The organism is Myroides sp. C4067, assembly GCF_038039665.1.
In the GTDB taxonomy this organism is placed as follows: Bacteria; Bacteroidota; Bacteroidia; order Flavobacteriales; family Flavobacteriaceae; genus Flavobacterium; species Flavobacterium odoratimimum.
This window is the reverse complement of the sequence record NZ_JBBPHJ010000009.1, coordinates 46,076-65,567: the sequence shown is the minus strand read 5'-3', so window position 1 is coordinate 65,567 and position 19,492 is coordinate 46,076. Positions and strand designations below refer to the sequence as shown.

Below are 19,492 nucleotides of genomic sequence, written 5' to 3'. Positions count from 1 at the left end.
CTTATTGTGCTAAACCTATCAAGGCATCTACTCCTCTGTATTCTACAGAACCTTGGTAGTTATTTTTAATCTCGTTGAAGCTCTTAAGCGCTTCTTCTTTTTTACCTAATTCTAAAGCAACTAAACCTGCTTTATTTAAATATCTAGGTGTAGTAAAATCGTTCTTCTGCTTAGCAGCTGCTTTTTGATAATACTCTAAAGCTTGCTCTTGTTGCCCTAATTCAGAGAAAGCATCTCCAATAGCTCCTAAAGCTAATGGTGCTAATACTGCATCATTTCCTTTGAATTTCTCTAAATGCTCGATTGCTTTAGGGAAATCACCTTTATGTAAATATGCTGTACCCGCATAGTAGTTTGCTAAATCTGCAGACTGTGTACCACCGTAATTTTCTATAATTCCTAAGAATCCTAGTTTACCTTCTCCACCATTAAGTGCTAAGTTAAATAAAGAGTCTTTAGCAGTACCATTCATTAAAGCATCGTTATAATAACTCTGTGCCTGAAACATTTCGTTCGCAGCGTCATCATTTTTTGGCTCAACAACAAATTTGTCATAACCAACATACCCCAAAGTAGCCAAAGCAACAGCACCTACGATACCAAAAATTACTTTTTGATTGCGCACTACCCAGCTTTCCATTCTATTTGCTCCTTGATCTAAAGAGTTAAATACCTCAGCTGTCTTACTGTTAGATGAATCAATATTGTTATATTGTTCAAACTCATTATCTTCTTTTTCTTGTTCAGGTTTAGGGGCTTTATAACCTCTTTTATTATAAGTTGCCATTTATACAAAGTTTAATGAGTCGCAAAAATAGGATTTTTATTGTAATATAAAAGTGCTTTCTATCTATATTTTTGATAATTTGCACCAAAATTTGATAAAGCACTCTCTAAAACGTTAAAATAACTAGTAACCACGTGTATTTAAAAAAATTAAACATATTAAATTTCAAGAATATTAGCGATAATACTTTCTCTTTTGACCAGAAAATAAACTGTTTTATTGGGTTAAACGGAGTTGGTAAAACCAATATCTTAGATGCTATATATTATATGGCTTACGGGAAGAGTTACTTCAACCCTATAGCCGTACAGAATATCAAACACAACGAAGATTTTTTTGTAATCGATGGTACATTCATTAGAGATGAAAAGGAAGAGCACATCGTATGTAGCCTAAAAAAAGGACAGAAAAAAATCCTGAAGAGAAACAATAAAAACTACGAACGATTCTCTGATCACTTTGGCTTTATTCCCTTAGTGATTATCTCTCCTTCTGACAGCGACTTAATTACAGAAGGAAGTGAGACTAGACGTAAGTTTATCGATAGTGTGATCTCTCAGATGGATGGCAACTATCTACAACTGCTTATACAATACCAGAAGCTAATCAGTCAGCGTAATGCGCTTCTTAAGAGCTTCGTTCAGAATCACTATTTCGACGGAGAGACGTTGGCAGTCTATAATGAGCAGATTGCAGAATTGGCACACCCTATTCACGAGAAAAGAAGAGATTTCATCAAAGAATTCACTCCTATATTCTCTCATTATCACAGTCTGATCACAGAGAATAAAGATGATGTATCTCTAGAATATGAGACGCAGTTAGATGATAAATCTATGTTAGACCTATTCGCAGAGAATCTTGCCAAAGACCGTATGCTACAGTACACCTCTGTCGGGATACATAAAGATGACTTGGCATTCGAACTGACAGGACATCCTATTAAAAAGTTTGGTTCACAAGGACAGCAAAAGTCATTCTTAATCGCACTAAAATTAGCTCAATTTGAGTTTTTAAAAACACAGCGAGGCGTAGCTCCTATCCTCTTATTTGACGATATCTTTGACAAATTAGACGAGAATAGAGTCCGCAAGATTTTAGAGCTAGTTAATTTAGATACCTTTGGTCAACTCTTTATTTCGGATACACACGCTGACCGAACAGAAAGCTTGTTAAATAGTGTAAACCAAGGTTACGAGATTTTTAAAATTCAACAAAACGAAGAATAAACTAATAATACCCCTAAGACAATGAATATTCACGAGAATGTATCGCTAAAACCATATAATACGTTTGGATTAGATGTAAAGGCTAAATATTTTATTGAAATAAAACAGATAAATGATCTAAAAGAAATAGTCAAGGCTAATAAAAGTGACAAGCTATTCATCTTAGGAGGAGGTAGTAATATGCTACTAACACAAGACATCAATAAGATCGTCATCAAGCTAGATCTAAAAGGAATCAATATCATCAATGAGGATAACGACTATGTATATGTAGAGGCTGAAGCTGGGGAGAATTGGCATGAGTTCGTCCTATGGTGTATCGAGCACAACTATGGAGGTGTGGAGAACTTATCTCTTATACCAGGTAATGTAGGGACTACACCTATCCAGAATATTGGTGCTTATGGAGTAGAGATTAAAGATGTGCTACACAGCTGTAAGGCTCTTAATATGGAGACATTACAAGTGGTTGACTTCACGAATGCTGAATGTGAGTTTGACTATAGAGAAAGCGTGTTTAAAAATGCGCTAAAGAATCAATATATCATTCTATCTGCAACGTACAAACTAACTAAACAAAATCACAATCTAAAGGTAGAATACGGCGCGATAAAAAGTCAATTAGACGCTGATAACATTACCTCTCCTACTATCAGAGATATTAGTAATGCTGTGATCTCTATCAGACAGAGCAAGCTACCTGATCCTAAAGAAATCGGTAATAGTGGTAGCTTCTTTAAAAACCCTATCGTAGACAGAGACACCTTCGAGAGACTCTATAGAGGATATCCTAACATGCCTCATTATATCATCAATGAACAGGAAGTAAAAATACCTGCAGGATGGCTGATCGAGACCAGTGGCTTTAAGGGATACCGACTAGGTGATGCTGGTGTACATGAGAAGCAAGCTCTAGTGCTAGTTAATTACGGAAAAGCAGAAGGCGAGCAAATCAAAAAACTAGCAGAGACTGTACAGCGAGAAGTTTTTAAGCTATTTGGCATTTCTATTCATGCAGAAGTTAATATCTTTTAAAAATGTATTTAGCTTGTTTAAAATACTTTTATAAGTAAATATATACACCTACTTGGGGTGAATTACTACATATTTTATTTTAGTTAATTATATCTATCTAAAAAAATATAATACAGTAGTAACCTAAAAGGTGTGTAATCAAAATATATAAACTATTTTTAAACAGGCTTCTATATTCTTTTAACAGATTAATCGTACATTTGCAGACCTTACGGGAATAGATATTCACTATGCTAACACTTTTATTTTACATTTTCATTGCTGTTATAGTTATAGAAATATTACAGTATATTATCATCTATGGACCACTAGCTATGTCTAGTAGCCTTCCGACTAAACGATACGCTGATCTAGAACCTATCTCTGTCATTGCTTATGTAAAAGATCAACAGGAGAAGTTAGAAAACTTCCTTTCTGTACTTATACAACAAGACTATCCTGAGTATGAAGTAATACTAGTCTATAGTGCATCTGATGACGAAAGCTTAGAAATATTAGAGAAATTCTGTTTGACTTACCCTAACACTAGACTAGTCAATGTAGAAAATATCGAGGCCTTCTGGGGCAATAAGAAGTACGCTTTAACTCTAGGGATGAAGGTGGCTAAGTATGAGCGCTTCATCTTTACAGAACCTGCTGTTACTCCTATATCAGATAAATGGTTGCTAGCGATAAGCAAAGGATTCTCTTCTACTAAGAAAGTAATACTAGGACATACTAAAATCGAAAAAAAGAAAAGGTCTTTTATCAATCAATTAATCCGTTTCCAAAATACGTATAAGACAATAAACCTATTCTCATGGGTATCTTATGGTAGACCTATCCACGGCAATGCTTATAATCAAGGATATAATAAAGAGTTGTTCTTTAAAGTAAACGGGTTTATAGACCATATGAAAACTCCTTATGGAGATGAGTATGCCTTCATCAATCAAATAGGGACTAGTAGTAATACAACAACTGCACATGACCGCGACAGCTTCGTATGCTTACAAGTGGAGAGTAAGACTAGTACATGGACAGGTAATATCAAGAAGTATGACTTACTCCTTAGAACCTCATCTATCTTTACACAATTTAAAATTAGATTCTTTAGTCTATGTCACCTTCTGTTCTTCGGGCTTTTCACTACACTGATCAGTTTTCTTTTTAACTGGGAAATTGTACTAGGGTTATTTGTATTCCGTTATTTGATTATATACATCTATAACTATAAGTTATTTAAAGTATTTGATGATAAAGATTTGGTGTGGACACTGCCATTCTTAGAAATTATTCATATTTTTATCACTACGTATTACTCAATACTACATTTTATTACACGTAAAAAAATTTGAAAAACTTAGTTCAAGAAAATATCCTAGCAGCTCAAAAGGGAGACCAGATAGCGTTTACCTTCTTGCTAAACCATTATTGGTCTGAAGTATATAACTTTATGCTTAAAAGAACAGCAAACGAAGTGGATGCTGAAGATATTACTATTGAAACTTTTTCGAAGGCATTTACCAATATCAGTAAGTATGACCCTACTTACGCATTTAATACCTGGCTGATCAGCATTGCTAAAAATGTACATATCGATATGATCAGAAAGCGTAAGAATATGTCTTTCTTAGATATCAATGACGAGGAGAATCAACAGTATCACGATATCATAGATGATACGATGAACAAAGAAGATGAACTGATACAAGAACAGAATCTAGTGATCTTTAAAAGTTATATCAACTTACTTAAACCACACTATCAAGAAGTAATAGATATGCGTTTCTTCCAAGAGATGTCTTATAACGAAATCGCAGAAGCCTTAAATGAGCCTTTAAACAATGTCAAGGTCAAGATTATGCGTGCTAAAAAACTATTAGCAGAGATTATCCTTAAACAGATAGATCAAAACTTCTCTATCTAATCTTCACAAACTATAATACCCTATAATTAGGTATAAATTTTCACTTCTAATAATCACAGTATGTGAAGTGACTTTAAAAATATTTGTACTGTTTTTGTTTATCATCCTTTATTTCTCACGCAAGATTAGCAATACACTTCTATAATATACAGCTATTTAGCTAAAATAACTCCAATCCTATAATTATTTCATAACGAGTAAAAAAAGCTCATTCCATTTTAAAAAACTGATATTTATCACAATAAAAGACAATAAGGTCTTTTATCTTTGGTATACAAAAATGAACAAAAGAACACAGTTATGAATACAAAGGTACAAACACTAAAAACCAAACTTGGAGTACTACTATTATCTCTAGGTTTACTAACAATCGGAGGCTGTCAACAGAAGGACAAGACTCCTACAAAGATGACTCCAGAGATGGCTGAACAAATAGTAGTCAAAGGAGAAGCTGAAGCTGAACTAACTGCACCTCCCCTAGTACCTAAACCTGTAGGAAAAAGGGATGCGACGAAACTAATTGTTAATCTAGAGATCTTAGAACAAGAAGGTGAAATGGTAGATGGGGTAAAATACATGTATTGGACCTTCGGTGGTACCGTACCTGGTAGCTTTATCCGTACACGTGTAGGTGATGAAGTAGAGTTCACACTTAAAAATCACCCAGATAATAAGCTTCCTCACAATATTGACCTTCACGCTGTGACAGGTCCTGGAGGTGGAGCTGCATCATCACTAGTAGCGCCTGGACACGAGGTAACGTTCTCTTTTAAAACACTACATCCTGGTCTATATGTATACCACTGTGCTACTGCTCCTGTAGGGATGCATATCGCTAACGGGATGTATGGTCTAATCTTAGTAGAGCCTGAAGGTGGACTACCTCCTGTAGACAAAGAGTACTATGTGATGCAAGGGGACTTCTATACAAAAGGGAACTATGGAGAAAAAGGACTACAACCATTCGACATGAATAAAGCATTAAAAGAACAACCTGATTATGTAGTATTCAATGGGCATGTAAACGGACTAGTCAATGAAAATGCAATCACTGCTAAAGTAGGAGAAACAGTAAGGTTATACGTAGGTAATGGTGGGCCTAACTTAGTGAGCTCTTTCCACGTAATCGGAGAGATCTTCGATAGAGTACATGTAGAAGGTGCTGATCTAATCAACGAAAACGTACAGACTACACTTATACCAGCAGGAGGTGCAGCGATAGTAGAATTTAAAGTAAATACACCTGGTACATTTGTATTAGTAGACCACTCTATCTTTAGAGCCTTTAATAAAGGAGCACTAGGAATGCTAAAAGTAGAAGGAGATGAAAACCAGAAAGTATTTGCAGGTAAAATAAAAGAAGGAATATACTTACCTGAAGGAGGTACTATACAAAATATGCCTAAAGAACCAGCTAAAAGAGAGGTAATAGAAAACAAAACGCTTGCCCAACAAATAGCTGATGGTAAAAGTGTATTTACTAGAACATGTTTTGCTTGTCACCAATCTGAAGGACAAGGTATAGAGAAAATATTCCCTCCTCTAGCGAAATCTGATTACTTAAATGCAGATGTGAATAGAGCGATAAAAACAGTTATAAACGGACTACAAGGAGAGATTACAGTTAACAAGGTAAAATACAACTCTATCATGACGAGTCAAAACTTAAGTGACCAAGAGATAGCTGACGTATTGACTTATGTGTACAATAGTTGGGGAAATAATAAAACTGTAGTGAGCCCTCAAATGGTTCAAAAAAATAGATAAAATGTTTTTTCTTGATAAATCAAACTTCATTGTGTGTCTTCTGAGCATAATAACCTTAACAGGAATATATGCTCAGAAAACGACACCGATGGTCACTATCAAAAGTGGAACTTTTGTTCCACTTTACGGTAGTACAGAAGAAGGCTATGTAAAAGTAGCTTCTTTCAAAATGGATCAATATGCTGTGACCAATGAACAGTATGTAGAGTTCTTAAAGAAAAACCCAAATTACCAACGCTCACAAATCAAAGCGTTATTCGCTAATAAAAGTTATTTAACTCATTGGAAAAGTGATTTAGACTATGGCGATTTAAAACCTAATGCTCCTGTGACCAATGTATCTTGGTTCGCAGCTAAAAAATACTGTGAACTACAAGGCAAAAGATTACCTACTATGGATGAATGGGAATATGTAGCCATGGCTGATGCTAAGAATATGGATGCTCGCCAAAAAGAAGAATACAATAAGTATATCCTCGCTTGGTACGAGACTCCTAAGACTTATGTCAATCCTGTAGGGAGCACCTTTAAAAATTACTGGGGTGTATATGATATGCACGGCTTAATATGGGAGTGGGTAGCAGACTATAATTCAATCTTCTTGTCTGGAGAAAGTCGCAAAGACAAGGGCAATGACGAGAACTTATTCTGTGGAAGTGCTTCTATTAATGCTTCTGACCTGATGGACTATGCTGCCTTTATGCGATACGGTTTTAGAGGTAGTCTTAGAGCTAACTTTACAACAAAAAACTTAGGTTTTAGATGTGCACAAAACCCTTAAAAAAAAGAACATCATTATGAAAAAGACATTGATAGCATTACTAAGCTGCTCTACTTTACTACTAACTAGTTGTAAAGAGACTAAAGCTACAGAAGAACAACCTCAAGCTACAGAACAGACTGTAGAGTCACAAGAGATTTCTGATTTGTCTATTTACAATCTACCGTCTACCTGGACTACACAAGATGGTAAAGATATTGAGCTAAAAGACTTACAGGGCAATGTACTAGTCATGGTCATGATTTATACTTCTTGTAAAGCTGCATGTCCTCGATTAGTAGCTGATATGCGTAATATCGAGGAGAGAGTAAAAGGTAAAAACGCAGATAAGGTAAAATATGTATTAGTCAGCATTGACCCACAAGTAGATACTCCTGAACGTCTAAAAGCATTTGCTAAAGAGAATCAAATGGATGGCCCTCAATGGGTATTCTTACGCTCTACTGAAGAAGACACAAGAGAATTTGCGGCTACTCTTGCTGTGAATTACAAAAAGATCTCTCCAATAGACTTCTCTCACTCTAATATCATTAGTGTATTTAATACCAAAGGAGAATTAGATTATCAACAAGAGGGGCTCGGTATAGACTATGCCCCTACTGTAAAAGAAATAGAGCGACAACTCGCTTTAATCAAATAAGAAAGTTAGTTATTAATTTGATAATATACTGCTCTGCTTCATAATAGAAGTAGAGCAGTATTTTTTTTGTACATAAAGTGCCTTTAATTCTAGTTACTTATTTAAGAATATAAAATAGTACCAATAATAAAAAGCTATTACTTGATCACTTCAAAAGTATAATCAAACAATAGCTTTATATATAATAATACTAACAGATATTTTAATAGTTAAGTAAATAAACCATTCAATACCTTTCAGTTATAAATTCATTCCTCTTTATATCCCTCCATATCTAATAAAGCTACCTAATATAAGCATCACAATACTAATAGTCGTAACAGATAAAATATGGAATGTCATTAAAGGAAGTTTCTTAATATCAGTCTTTAGACGAGGCAGTACGTAAAACTGAGCACTTATTGCAAATAAAGCTATAGTGAATAGACATGCTAATTTTAAAGAAACAACACGTTCTATTGGAGTTTCAAAAGCAAACCAACTCGCTAACTTGACATTGTAGATATAGGCCATACGCACACCTGTTAGCAACATCACAAATAAAGCTGGCATACCAAACCACTCATACCTACTCTCAAAGTTAAATAACTTCTCTACTGACTTCTCTTTCCATACTTGAGGTAATATCACTACACTTAATAAGATATGTCCTCCTACCCATATAGTAGCTCCTAATAGGTGTAATATTAATAAAAGGTGTAATTCATTCATGACTTTCTAATTTTAAGGTATGAGAATAATAAAAATAAGATACTGATGGGAAGTAATACAGATGCCCAAAATAAGAGTACAGGTGTATTAGCTATCCAAACAACTCCTATAAAACCTTGTAATCCTTGTATAAACAAAATTATTTCTGTCAATACAAAACCTACTACTAAGAATAGTATTCCTATCTTTAACCAAGTATTTACAACTATTCTTTTTTCTTGAACCATTAACCAAACTCCAAAACCACTCAAGACTCCTAACATATTCAAATGGATAAAACCTATGATCCAACTGCGCAAAGCTTGTAACTGAATCACTATTGATTCTGATATAGCTAATAACTGTGTACCTATTCGCATTATAAGGCATATTCCTGCTAATACTAATAAAAGCCACACAAAGATGCTTTCATTATTATTTCGTTGCTTAAATATCTTGAAAAAGGGTTTTATTAAATATCCCACTGAATACAATTGCAATAAAACACCTACTGCATTTAAGTAATGAAGTATAGGTAATTCTACATACCAACTCACGGGTAGAGCATAAGTGAGTATTACAGATACTATCCAAGTGTAATAGAAAGGTTTAAACTTAGATAAAGAATACCCCTTAAACACAATGGCAAACAATAAGGCTAAAAAGGCAGTTAAGAACCATCCATCAAACTGAAAATGTAAGAAAAACTGTATACATATCTGATAGAAGGCACTAGTCTTCCCCATCATGCCTACTGCTGGCCCTAAGCACCAAACCCCAAAGGTAGAAAATGCCATAAAAAACAAAGAGGTTTTTAGTAAAACTCCTTGCTGTGTTCCTGAGGCAGTGTTGTTCTTCCATAAATGAATGACAAATACATAAGAACAAATAATGTGTAAAGTAGAAAAAGCAATAGATGCTGTGGCATATCCCATAAAAGGGAATGTCAGTGCCATTCCAAGCACTGCTAATTGAGTCATCCAAAAAAGTCGGGCATAAAACTTTTCTTCTTTAGGCGTTTTTATTCCAAACTGCTGAACAAACAATACATAAACCAATAAATACAACCATCCTAATAAAGCAATATGAGAGTGCGTATGTAAAATATACAAAAATGTCACTCCTTCTATCGGGTAGACGAACATACTTCTTAGCAAAAGTCCTAATAGGGCTGCTGTAAGAAAGTTGATCAAAGGAATGATGTAATAGACTGGTTTCATAAGCTGTTATACAAGAAGTGCCTTAAACTTAAAGGTAAGGCACTTCTATGAAATTTGAAAAAGATTACTCGAATTTTTGTTCTAATACTATTGCACTTGGGAACAAAATATTATTTTCTAAGTGAATGTGTTTATGCAGGTCATCTTCGAACTCTTTTAGCATAGCGTAAGTAACCTTATATGTATTACATCCATCTGCTGGTGGTGTATAATTATTAGACAACTCAGCTATTTTTCGGAAACGCTCACCTTCCCCATCATGTTCATGCATCATCATAGCTACTGGATTTTGTACTGTACCAAAATGAGGTGTTTCTAAAGATTGTCCTGAGATAGTTGAAGACACCATCTTACGAATAAATGGAAACAGAACAAGCTCTTCTTTTTTTAAGTGTTGGCTTAGCTCCGCTGCACATCCAATAAACAATTCATTTATTTCAATTAACTCTGGGTGTCTACCTCCATGTACTCTACTCAGTTTATTTAAAAATTGTAATAATACTGGGATCTTCTCCTCTACATATCGATGGTGTGTCTTCTCAATATAATCAGCTAACAAGTCTAAAGGCCAATGTCTAAAATCGATATTATTCTCTGCTTGTTGTGTCAATAAGCGTTCTAATTCTCCTATTAGTTCTTCTCTATTGACTGACTTCTTTTCACATACCTCTTCAATAGTACGTCCTCCTTTACAACAAAAATCAATTCCATATCTATTAAATATTGCTGCTGTTCTAAAATCTTCTGCTACAAATGAGCCTACTGTTCTATTTATCATGATTGCTTTTTTTTAATGTTAATTTGAATACGAATAAGACGATAGCGAAAATACCTACTGTAAAGATTACGTCACCGATGGTACGTAGCCATTTCAGCGTATTCATAGCTGGTAGCTGCATAAGTTCGCTAGAACGTGCATACCACATACCGTGTTGAATACTTTCAATCGCTTGCCAAATACCGATAGGTAATAAACTTAAAAGTGCCATTAATAATAACCCTAAGTTCAATCCCCAGAAACCTATTTTCAACAACTTCTCATTCCATTTGATATCTCTATATATACTTCTTAGTACGAATAGCATAAGTCCAATTCCCAACATTCCATATACTCCAAATAAAGCAGTATGTGCGTGAAGAGGTGTTGTATTAAGTCCTTGTACATAATACAGTGCTATCGGTGGATTAATAATAAAGCCAAATACACCTGCTCCTAAGAAGTTCCAGAATGCCACTGCTATCATAAAGTATATAGGCCATTTATAATCTTGTAACCATCCTTTATGTGTAGATATTTTATAGTTCTCATAAGCTTCATAACCTATCAAAGTCAAAGGCACTACTTCTAAAGCACTGAATGTTGCTCCTAATGCCATTACTGCAGTCGGCGTTCCAGAGAAATATAAGTGATGGAATGTACCTATAATTCCCCCTGACATAAATACAATAGTAGAGAACAATGCGCCATTAGTAGCTGTCTTGGTTTTAATCAACCCCATTCGTACGAATAAGAACGCTAAAACAACAGTTGCAAACACTTCAAAGAAGCCCTCTACCCATAAATGCACTACCCACCATCTCCAATATTCTGCTATTGCCAAGTTAGTTTGTCTTCCCCACATTAGCCCTGCTCCATAGAATAAAGCAATTGCACCACATGAGATTAAGAAAAGTATAATCAAATTGCGATGGCTTCCTTTTTCTTTCAATACAGGTAACAATGGTCTAATCATTAAAGCTAACCATACAAATAAGCCTACAAATAAGAAGATCTGCCAGAAACGACCTAAGTCTACATATTCATATCCTTGATGTCCGAACCAGAAGTTCTGTACTAAGTTTAGTTTTTGCATAATACCAAACCACTGACCAATCATAGACCCCAACACAATAATCAATAAGGCTATAAATAGGAAATTCACTCCGAATACTTGAAACTTAGGATCCTTACCTCCTACTGCAGGTGCGATATATAATCCGGTTCCTAACCAAGCAGTAGCTATCCAAAAAATAGCCAATTGGGTATGCCATGTACGCGTAACAGAGTAAGGTAAAATCTGATCTAATGGAATACCATATAACCCTTGTCCTTCTACTCCATAGTGAGCTGTTATAATTCCTAATCCTACTTGTAATAGCATCAATAAACATACTACCCAGAAATATTTCTTCAAGATAGTCATACTCTTAGTTACAGTTCCATTTGATACTGGATCTTCCATTGGCACCATATCTTCTTCCTCTTGCTTAGAGGCTACGTGATAATAAACTAATACCCCTACAGCAAAAATCAATAAGATAACACTCACTCCAGACCAAGCAATAAGAGGTGTGGTAGCTACGTTACCTACTAACTCTTCCGCAGGCCAGTTATGTGTATAACTAACATCATTATCTGGTCTATTAGTTACAGTAGCCCATGTTGCCCAAAAGAAGAAAGCATTCATTTGTTTCAATCTTGTTGGATCAGTTAGCGCATTATTAGGTATTGCATAATCTTTACGCAGTTGCGTAAATTCGGGATCATCTGTAAACAATTTAGTATAATACTCCTGAAGATGTAAACGAGCTTTATTTCGTTCCTCTGTAATCGTCAAAACACCAGTTACTTTGTCATAAGTATTAGCTCTAATATTAGCTTGTAAATGTGCTTTTAAATAAGCCTGTTCTTCTAATGAACTATTTTCATAAGACTTATTATACTTCTCTTGAGCATAATACTCCAATAAATACAATGCTTCTCTATGCAGAAAATCAGCAGTCCAATCAGGAGCAACATAAGCTCCATGTCCCCATACAGAGCCAACTTCTTGTCCTCCTATACTCTGCCAGACATTCTGACCGTCTTTTATATCACTAGCAGTTAATACAATTTCACCATTAGTTGTTCTAACTTCGATGGGTACTGGTGGTGCTTCTTGATAAATTTCAATACCGAAATAACCGAGTACCCCAAATGAGAATAACATTACTATCGTAAATGCTATCCATAACTTTCTTTGTCTATTTTTCATACTTTTAAATAGAAGACTTTTTTATCCTTTATTGTTTTGTAAAAAAAGGGAAGTTACTTCCCACGTATAATTACAACTTCAAGAAAGTATCACCAGACTTGGTACCATTGGCTAACTCTCGCAAAGTAGTAGTTTCTAACATATTTCTCAACCCTTCTCGGATTGCTTTAAATTTAAAGTGAACAGGACATGGGTGCGTCTCAGAACACTGAGCTAACCCTAATCCACATCCCTTGTAGATAGAATCACCATCGATCACATTCACCACCTCACATAGCTTAATATTGTCTAAGTTTGCTATCGGAATTTCAAATCCTCCTCCTACTCCCTTAACTGATTCAATCACTCCACTCTTAGATAGCTTTTGAAGTATCTTAGCTGTAAAAGCTTCTGGAGCATCTATCTCTTTTGCTATTTCTTTAAAGCCTACACGCTCCCCTTTCAGTGAAGATACTGAGATAAAAACAACTGAACGAATAGCGTATTCACAAGCTTTAGAAAACATATCATTTATTTTAATAGTACAAATATAAAACAATTCTACATATAAAAGACAATAAAGTCCTTTATATATAAAATAAAAAAGCAATATCAGTCTATTGAACTAATATTGCTTCATATAGATAATTATAACTTATCTAAAAATTATTTCTTTTATTACCTCTCTCCCTAATTCTTCATTTATCATTCTAATTATCTTACTCTTTCCATAAGTTAATTCCTCACGTACGATAGGAGAAGATAAAGCTACATAAAGTACATCACGTTTTAAGAGTATATCTAATGTATAATTAGCTATTCCTGGTCCTAATAGATTCTTCCAAGCAGCACGAACATCAAGATTATCAATTCCCTTATCAAGGTTATTCTCTTTTATAAATATTTTTAAAAGATCCTGAATACTACTCTCTTCTCGTAATCGTTTATTTACATCATACTTCTTCAATGCCTAAATTATTTTAAAGTAAAAGGTACCGCCTTTTTATAATAGTAGATAATATCATTTTCGTTTTTTACAACAAACTCATCCTCATCCAATTCTACTAACTCTTCCTTCCATTCAGCAAACTCAGTCTTATACATTAACCAAGTCTTACCTGCCTCATTAACTATAGTTAGGTTTTCTTGCACCTCATTCGTTAAATACTCACCATTCACCTGTGGCATTACTTTCTGACGAAAACCAACTCCTTTATCATTTATCTCAAAGAAATCAATAGAAGAATTAATGGTATAATCTTTCACCTCACCATCTGGCAATTTTGCTTTCTCTATTTCCCAATAACCATTAATTACCTTTAAGTCCTCAGGTGTAAATTCTTTCCCACAGCTTGCTACTAAAAAAAGTATACCTATGAAAAACACTTTATATAATCTACTCATAACTATTACTTCTATTTAAAAAATGAATCAACAAATTCAAATTTATTAAACACTTGCAAATCTTCGATTCCTTCTCCTACACCTATATACTTAACAGGTATTTGGAATTGATCAGATATACCAATAACTACACCACCTTTAGCAGTTCCATCTAATTTAGTTACAGCCAAACAGTTTACTTCTGTTGCTGCTGTGAATTGCTTAGCTTGTTCAAAGGCATTTTGTCCTGTAGAACCATCTAATACCAACATCACATCATGAGGAGCATCTGGAATAACTTTCTGCATAACACGTTTAACTTTAGTAAGCTCATTCATTAAGTTTACTTTATTATGTAAACGACCGGCTGTATCTATAATTACAACATCAGCGTTCTGAGTTACTGCAGACTGCAAAGTATCAAAAGCAACAGAAGCTGGATCACTTCCCATTTGTTGTCTTACAATTGGCACACCTACTCTATCTGCCCACACTTGTAATTGATCAATAGCAGCTGCTCTAAATGTATCTGCAGCACCTAATACAACATTCAATCCTGCTTTCTTAAATTGATAAGCTAACTTTCCTATCGTTGTTGTCTTTCCAGCACCATTTACTCCTACTACCATCAATACATAAGGCTTTTTATCTTTTGGAATTTCAAACTCTGTTGCTTCACCAGATTGAGTCTCTGATAACAACCCTGCTATCTCATCTCTAAGAATCTGATTTAACTCATCTGTTCCAACATATTTATCTCTCGAAACACGCTCTTCAATACGCTCAATAATTTTCAATGTAGTATTAACACCTACATCAGATGACACAAGTATTTCTTCTAGATTATCAAGTACATCATCATCTACTTTTGACTTACCAGCAACTGCTTTAGTCAGTTTTGAGAAAAAAGAAGATTTAGACTTTTCTAAACCTTTATCTAAAGTTTCCTTCTTTTCCGAAGAAAATAACTTCTTAAAAAAACTCATATTACTTTTATTAACTACTGCAAATATAAAGAATAAAAAGTGAATCAATTTACCCAAATCACAGGATAAAAAAATAAACAACTTTTGTTCTTTTTATTATAAATGAAAAAAGCATCCATAAAAGGTGCTTTCAAATAAAACTTGGTATCATAAATATATACACAAAAAAAGCTGCCTATAATAGACAGCTTTTCAAGATCTTTATAATGGTAAAATTACTTCTTGTTTAAGAAATCATCCACAAAGTCAGGAGCCATAACAGCTTCAACGAATGTGTAAGCTCCAGTTTTAGGAGATTTAACCATTTTAATTGCTTTCGTCAACTTTTTAGAAGATGTTCTTAAAGTCGCTACGGTTTTCTTTGCCATGACTAATAATTATTTAATTTCTTTGTGAACTGTTACTTTCTTCATGATAGGATTAAATTTCTTAATCTCTAATCTATCAGGTGTGTTTTTCTTATTCTTAGTCGTGATGTATCTTGAAGTTCCTGGTAAACCAGATGCTTTGTGTTCAGTACATTCTAAGATTACTTGAATTCTGTTCCCTTTCTTTGCCATCGTATTCTATTTTTTAATGGTATGAATTATTTTACTAATCCTTTTGCTTTTGCATCTTTCAATACAGCAGTAATACCTTTTTTGTTAATTGTTTTTAATGCAGACGTTGATAATTTCAATGTTACCCATCTGTCTTCTTCAGCAATGTAGAAACGTTTTTTAACTAAGTTCACAGAAAACTTTCTCTTAGTTTTATTCATCGCGTGAGAAACGTTGTTTCCAACCATTGCTCTTTTACCAGTAATTTCACAAACTCTTGACATTATTTCTTATCTTTTATTTCAATATTCAAAATCAGGGTGCAAAGTAACGAAAAAGAAAATTATCTTACAAATTCTTTTAGGTTATTTTTTTAATATTTCATTATATATCAATTCTAAACCCTTTGCTATAGCACTGTTTATAACCTTTTCTCTTGGTTGGCCTAATTCATATTTTTTTGTAAACACTCCTGTAGGCGTTGCGATTCCTATACATACAGTTCCTACCTCGACATCAGAATCTCCCTTAGATGGTCCAGCATTCCCAGTAGTAGCAATTGCATAGTCACTATTAAATTTTAATCGTGCTTGCTCAGCCATTTCCATAGCTACTTCTTCACTAACTACTGTATATTTATTTATTGTATCTTGATTAACTCCTAGTATATTTACTTTACTCTCGGTTGCATAACATACCATTCCTCCTTTAAAGTAAGCAGAAGAGCCTGGTTTAGCATTAAACATAACAGCTAACCGTCCACCTGTACAACTTTCTGCAAAAGAAATAGTTTTATTTCTAATTTGCAACTCTTTTATAATAATTTCAGGAAAGTCAATATCCTCATAAGCTCGAATATATGCTTTCACAGACTCAGGCATTCTATCAATTTGCATCTCAATGCTTTGAGACAAGAAATCTTGATTAGAACCTCTACTTGACAGACGTAATCTTACTTTACCAGGGCTTGGTAAATAAGCTAATTTTATATCTGACGGTAAATTATTCTCCCAATCTTCAAGATATTCTGCTAGTAAACTTTCTCCGATACCATAAGTAATTATCGTTTTATGGATATTAAATACCCCCTTAAAGTGATCTTTAATATAAGGAACTAATTGCTCACTAAATATTGTTTTCATTTCAAGAGGAACTCCTGGAAAAGAAACAAAAGTAGTGTTGTTTTTTTGCATTAACATACCTGGAGCAGTCCCTACAGTATTAAATAAAACAGTAGAAGTAGAAGGCACTAAAGCTTGCTGTTTATTAACCTCTGAAATAGGCTTTTTAAAGTAATTCTCTATAAGTGTCGTCACATGAGCTAAAACTTGCTCATCTATGACTAGATGATCCTCAAAAAAGTCACAAAACACTTTTTTAGTCACATCATCCTTAGTCGGTCCTAATCCTCCTGTCATTATAACTAAATCCACCTGTCCCATTTGAGAAGACATAGCCTTCTCTATTGATTCTTTTTTATCAGAAATAGTTATAATTTCTGATACTTCGAATCCTAACAAATCGAGTTCCTTTGCTAAATACACAGAATTAGTATCTACAATCTGACCGATGAGAATCTCATCTCCTATAGTGATTATACTTGCTTTCATACTATCATTTATAAACTAAAGTCTTTCTGTATTTCTTTACGAGCTTTCTTTACTCTCTCTTTAAAGATTTTAAAGGTCTCTTTGACAGCTTTAGTCTTTCCTTTTTCTTTAACCCATTCTTCTATTAAAGAAGCCTCTTCGATAGCCTGTTCCATTCCTAAAAATTCCAATGAAGGCATCAATATATTCATACTTTCTGCTACATCACCATAGTTCTTATCATTGATCCCTATCTTTATTTTTTTGACCAGATCTTTAGATTCTTCAACAAAAACGATTAAGCCAGCTTTCACTAACGCTTGGTCGTCGTTATAAGTCTGTAATATAGGTCCTAAATCATAATGAAGTGCCATACGCTTATTTTACATTTAAACGGAATAACCTTTTACCTGCTAGAGTTCCTTCTAGCACATCTCCCTCATTTACTTTCCCTACTCCTTTTGGAGTACCAGTGAAGATTAAATCTCCTTTCTTCAGAGTAAAATACTTAGATACTTCTGCTATAGTTTCATCTATATTCCAGATCATCTGTGCAGTACTAGCTTCCTGTACTGTATCTCCATTTTGTATTAACGAGAATGTAGTATCATAAAGATTTTCTAATTCTTGCTTATCAATAAACTCACCTAACATAGCAGACCCATCAAAAGCTTTTGCCTTCTCCCAAGGCAATCCTTTTTCTTTTAATTTACTCTGCATATCCCTAGCTGTAAAATCGATTCCTACAGTAACCTCGTCATAATACTTATGAGCAAACTTAGGTTCTATATATTTACCTACTTTAGTAATTTTTACAACTACTTCTACTTCATAATGAATATCATCAGAAAACTCAGGAATAGCAAATGGACACTCTCTACCTAATAAAGCAGAATCAGGTTTAATAAATAATACAGGCTCTGAAGGTCTTTCATTGTTTAGCTCTTCAATATGCTCTACATAATTTCTTCCTATACAAACTATCTTCATAAAGATGTAATTACAACTTATTATTTAATTTTCTCAATTTCAGACCAGTCAATACTTTCTTAGTATACAATGGAAAATCTGCATTCTGAATCCAACCATAGTACCCAGGCTCATTCTCCAAAACATCGTCTACTAATGCTCCTTTGTGCTTTCCAAAAGTAAATATTTCTTTACCTTCTTCATTTAATGCAATAAACCCAGCGAAGTCAACACTTTTCTTACGAGTAGTAAACTCAGACAACGACTTCATATCATTCTCTAAGTCCTCATATCTATCTAATTGTGCTTTTAATATCTCATAAGTCGCATTTGTATCTGCCGCTGCTGAATGTGCATTATCTAAATTCTCATTACAATAAAAACGATAAGCAGCACTTAATGTACGCTCTTCCTTTTTATGGAAGATTGTCTGGATATCTACTGACACTCTATTTCCCATTTCAAAATCTACTCCTGCTCTCAATAATTCTTCTGCTAATAGTGGGATATCAAAACGATCTGAATTAAACCCAGCTAAGTCAGAATCTTTAATCATATTGTACACTAGTGGAGCTAATTCTTTAAACGTTGGCTCATTCGCTACCTTCTCATCAGTAATACCATGTATAGCTGTAGACTGTGCAGGTATAGCTCTTTCTGGATTTACTAACCAAGTCTTGCTTTCTTTATTTCCATTTGGAAACACTTTTAATATCGATATTTCTACAACTCTGTCTCTTGCTACGTCTATACCTGTTGTCTCTAAATCAAAGAAACAAATTGGTCTATGTAATTTCAACTCCATTATTCTATTTTTATTTAATTACAAATATAATAAATGTAAACTTTAGCATATTAAAAACCAATACTAACTTTTTTAACATTAATAACTAATATCGACATATTTACTTTTTATTATCTTCATGAATATATAACAATTATCACAAATAATAAAGGCTATTCTTAAACAGAATA

23 protein-coding genes are annotated in these 19,492 nt (G+C 34.0%); 7 read left to right on the top strand and 16 right to left on the bottom strand.

Translation table 11 applies throughout. The annotated features are described in order from the left end of the window. Position 1 precedes the first annotated feature (1 nt). The gene (locus tag AABL87_RS08525; protein ID WP_006260285.1) at positions 2-787 is read right to left on the bottom strand and encodes a YfgM family protein; all 786 of its coding nucleotides are present in this window, start codon (positions 785-787) and stop codon (positions 2-4) included. A gap of 134 nt (positions 788-921) precedes the next feature. Here AABL87_RS08525 and recF point away from each other — a divergent pair, with 134 nt between their 5' ends. The 7 genes from recF (at position 922) to AABL87_RS08490 (ending at position 8,148) form a co-directional block, all read left to right on the top strand. After that, a complete protein-coding gene (gene recF / locus AABL87_RS08520) occupies positions 922-2,016 on the top strand; it encodes a DNA replication/repair protein RecF (protein WP_006260286.1) in 1,095 nt (364 codons plus the stop codon). 21 nt (positions 2,017-2,037) lie between these two features. Beyond that, the gene (gene murB, locus AABL87_RS08515; protein WP_341277180.1) at positions 2,038-3,051 is read left to right on the top strand and encodes a UDP-N-acetylmuramate dehydrogenase; all 1,014 of its coding nucleotides are present in this window, start codon (positions 2,038-2,040) and stop codon (positions 3,049-3,051) included. Between the two features lie 230 nt (positions 3,052-3,281). Continuing rightward, the gene (locus AABL87_RS08510) at positions 3,282-4,388 is read left to right on the top strand and encodes a glycosyltransferase family 2 protein (RefSeq protein WP_006260288.1); all 1,107 of its coding nucleotides are present in this window, start codon (positions 3,282-3,284) and stop codon (positions 4,386-4,388) included. Then, positions 4,385-4,960 (top strand): RNA polymerase sigma factor, encoded by a 576-nt coding sequence (locus tag AABL87_RS08505; RefSeq protein ID WP_006262003.1) that lies wholly within the window; start codon positions 4,385-4,387, stop codon positions 4,958-4,960. Before AABL87_RS08510 ends, AABL87_RS08505 begins: the two co-directional genes overlap by 4 nt. 267 nt (positions 4,961-5,227) lie before the next feature. Continuing rightward, positions 5,228-6,727: a copper-containing nitrite reductase gene (nirK, locus tag AABL87_RS08500; protein WP_341277179.1), complete on the top strand. Its 1,500-nt coding sequence runs from the start codon at positions 5,228-5,230 to the stop codon at positions 6,725-6,727. A gap of 1 nt (position 6,728) precedes the next feature. Next, positions 6,729-7,508: a formylglycine-generating enzyme family protein gene (locus AABL87_RS08495; RefSeq protein WP_341277178.1), complete on the top strand. Its 780-nt coding sequence runs from the start codon at positions 6,729-6,731 to the stop codon at positions 7,506-7,508. Positions 7,509-7,524: 16 nt separating this feature from the next. Further along, positions 7,525-8,148, top strand: coding sequence for an SCO family protein (locus AABL87_RS08490; protein WP_006264433.1), 624 nt, complete (start codon positions 7,525-7,527; stop codon positions 8,146-8,148). A 258-nt stretch (positions 8,149-8,406) separates the two neighbouring features. Here the strand turns inward: AABL87_RS08490 and AABL87_RS08485 are convergent, their stop codons facing one another. From AABL87_RS08485 to AABL87_RS08415, 15 genes are all read right to left on the bottom strand, one after another. Further along, on the bottom strand, positions 8,407-8,859 hold the full coding sequence (locus AABL87_RS08485) for a CopD family protein (RefSeq protein ID WP_006264434.1): 453 nt from the start codon (positions 8,857-8,859) through the stop codon (positions 8,407-8,409). Next, positions 8,856-10,058 (bottom strand): hypothetical protein, encoded by a 1,203-nt coding sequence (locus AABL87_RS08480; protein ID WP_006264435.1) that lies wholly within the window; start codon positions 10,056-10,058, stop codon positions 8,856-8,858. Before AABL87_RS08480 ends, AABL87_RS08485 begins: the two co-directional genes overlap by 4 nt. A 64-nt stretch (positions 10,059-10,122) precedes the next feature. After that, positions 10,123-10,836: an iron-sulfur cluster repair di-iron protein gene (ric, locus tag AABL87_RS08475; protein WP_006264436.1), complete on the bottom strand. Its 714-nt coding sequence runs from the start codon at positions 10,834-10,836 to the stop codon at positions 10,123-10,125. Then, on the bottom strand, positions 10,826-13,072 hold the full coding sequence (locus AABL87_RS08470; RefSeq protein WP_006267016.1) for a nitric-oxide reductase large subunit: 2,247 nt from the start codon (positions 13,070-13,072) through the stop codon (positions 10,826-10,828). Before AABL87_RS08470 ends, ric begins: the two co-directional genes overlap by 11 nt. Positions 13,073-13,142: 70 nt before the next feature. Further along, entirely contained in the window at positions 13,143-13,577 is a 435-nt protein-coding gene (locus AABL87_RS08465) for an RrF2 family transcriptional regulator (RefSeq protein ID WP_006260297.1), read from the bottom strand. Positions 13,578-13,706: 129 nt separating this feature from the next. Then, complete coding sequence (locus AABL87_RS08460; RefSeq protein WP_006260299.1) at positions 13,707-14,018, bottom strand: DUF721 domain-containing protein; 312 nt, start codon at positions 14,016-14,018, stop codon at positions 13,707-13,709. Positions 14,019-14,026: 8 nt separating this feature from the next. Further along, the gene (locus tag AABL87_RS08455; protein WP_006260300.1) at positions 14,027-14,455 is read right to left on the bottom strand and encodes a hypothetical protein; all 429 of its coding nucleotides are present in this window, start codon (positions 14,453-14,455) and stop codon (positions 14,027-14,029) included. An 11-nt stretch (positions 14,456-14,466) separates the two neighbouring features. Beyond that, the gene (gene ftsY / locus AABL87_RS08450; RefSeq protein ID WP_025124486.1) at positions 14,467-15,420 is read right to left on the bottom strand and encodes a signal recognition particle-docking protein FtsY; all 954 of its coding nucleotides are present in this window, start codon (positions 15,418-15,420) and stop codon (positions 14,467-14,469) included. 215 nt (positions 15,421-15,635) lie between these two features. Then, complete coding sequence (locus AABL87_RS08445) at positions 15,636-15,788, bottom strand: DUF4295 domain-containing protein (protein ID WP_006260302.1); 153 nt, start codon at positions 15,786-15,788, stop codon at positions 15,636-15,638. Positions 15,789-15,797: 9 nt separating this feature from the next. Then, complete coding sequence (gene rpmG / locus AABL87_RS08440; RefSeq protein WP_006260303.1) at positions 15,798-15,980, bottom strand: 50S ribosomal protein L33; 183 nt, start codon at positions 15,978-15,980, stop codon at positions 15,798-15,800. Positions 15,981-16,006: 26 nt separating this feature from the next. Then, complete coding sequence (gene rpmB / locus AABL87_RS08435; RefSeq protein WP_006260304.1) at positions 16,007-16,243, bottom strand: 50S ribosomal protein L28; 237 nt, start codon at positions 16,241-16,243, stop codon at positions 16,007-16,009. A gap of 81 nt (positions 16,244-16,324) precedes the next feature. Beyond that, positions 16,325-17,569 (bottom strand): CinA family nicotinamide mononucleotide deamidase-related protein, encoded by a 1,245-nt coding sequence (locus AABL87_RS08430; protein WP_341277177.1) that lies wholly within the window; start codon positions 17,567-17,569, stop codon positions 16,325-16,327. Between the two features lie 8 nt (positions 17,570-17,577). After that, positions 17,578-17,922, bottom strand: a complete 345-nt coding sequence (locus AABL87_RS08425) for a hypothetical protein (RefSeq protein WP_016650452.1) — start codon at positions 17,920-17,922, stop codon at positions 17,578-17,580. A 4-nt stretch (positions 17,923-17,926) separates the two neighbouring features. Further along, complete coding sequence (locus tag AABL87_RS08420) at positions 17,927-18,538, bottom strand: fumarylacetoacetate hydrolase family protein (protein WP_016650451.1); 612 nt, start codon at positions 18,536-18,538, stop codon at positions 17,927-17,929. Between the two features lie 10 nt (positions 18,539-18,548). Then, positions 18,549-19,322 carry a 3'-5' exonuclease gene (locus tag AABL87_RS08415; protein ID WP_006264439.1) on the bottom strand — a complete coding sequence of 258 codons (774 nt, stop codon included), beginning with the start codon at positions 19,320-19,322 and terminating at the stop codon, positions 18,549-18,551. Positions 19,323-19,492 lie beyond the last annotated feature (170 nt).

Coding starts and splice junctions, on each gene's coding strand:
- AABL87_RS08525 (WP_006260285.1), bottom strand. CDS start 787: ATGGCAACTTATAATAAAAGAGGTTATAAAGCCCCTAAACCTGAACAA.
- murB (WP_341277180.1), top strand. CDS start 2,038: ATGAATATTCACGAGAATGTATCGCTAAAACCATATAATACGTTTGGA.
- AABL87_RS08510 (WP_006260288.1), top strand. CDS start 3,282: ATGCTAACACTTTTATTTTACATTTTCATTGCTGTTATAGTTATAGAA.
- AABL87_RS08495 (WP_341277178.1), top strand. CDS start 6,729: ATGTTTTTTCTTGATAAATCAAACTTCATTGTGTGTCTTCTGAGCATA.
- AABL87_RS08490 (WP_006264433.1), top strand. CDS start 7,525: ATGAAAAAGACATTGATAGCATTACTAAGCTGCTCTACTTTACTACTA.
- AABL87_RS08485 (WP_006264434.1), bottom strand. CDS start 8,859: ATGAATGAATTACACCTTTTATTAATATTACACCTATTAGGAGCTACT.
- AABL87_RS08480 (WP_006264435.1), bottom strand. CDS start 10,058: ATGAAACCAGTCTATTACATCATTCCTTTGATCAACTTTCTTACAGCA.
- ric (WP_006264436.1), bottom strand. CDS start 10,836: ATGATAAATAGAACAGTAGGCTCATTTGTAGCAGAAGATTTTAGAACA.
- AABL87_RS08470 (WP_006267016.1), bottom strand. CDS start 13,072: ATGAAAAATAGACAAAGAAAGTTATGGATAGCATTTACGATAGTAATG.
- AABL87_RS08465 (WP_006260297.1), bottom strand. CDS start 13,577: ATGTTTTCTAAAGCTTGTGAATACGCTATTCGTTCAGTTGTTTTTATC.
- AABL87_RS08455 (WP_006260300.1), bottom strand. CDS start 14,455: ATGAGTAGATTATATAAAGTGTTTTTCATAGGTATACTTTTTTTAGTA.
- ftsY (WP_025124486.1), bottom strand. CDS start 15,420: ATGAGTTTTTTTAAGAAGTTATTTTCTTCGGAAAAGAAGGAAACTTTA.
- AABL87_RS08445 (WP_006260302.1), bottom strand. CDS start 15,788: ATGGCAAAGAAAACCGTAGCGACTTTAAGAACATCTTCTAAAAAGTTG.
- rpmG (WP_006260303.1), bottom strand. CDS start 15,980: ATGGCAAAGAAAGGGAACAGAATTCAAGTAATCTTAGAATGTACTGAA.
- rpmB (WP_006260304.1), bottom strand. CDS start 16,243: ATGTCAAGAGTTTGTGAAATTACTGGTAAAAGAGCAATGGTTGGAAAC.
- AABL87_RS08430 (WP_341277177.1), bottom strand. CDS start 17,569: ATGAAAGCAAGTATAATCACTATAGGAGATGAGATTCTCATCGGTCAG.
- AABL87_RS08425 (WP_016650452.1), bottom strand. CDS start 17,922: ATGGCACTTCATTATGATTTAGGACCTATATTACAGACTTATAACGAC.
- AABL87_RS08420 (WP_016650451.1), bottom strand. CDS start 18,538: ATGAAGATAGTTTGTATAGGAAGAAATTATGTAGAGCATATTGAAGAG.
- AABL87_RS08415 (WP_006264439.1), bottom strand. CDS start 19,322: ATGGAGTTGAAATTACATAGACCAATTTGTTTCTTTGATTTAGAGACA.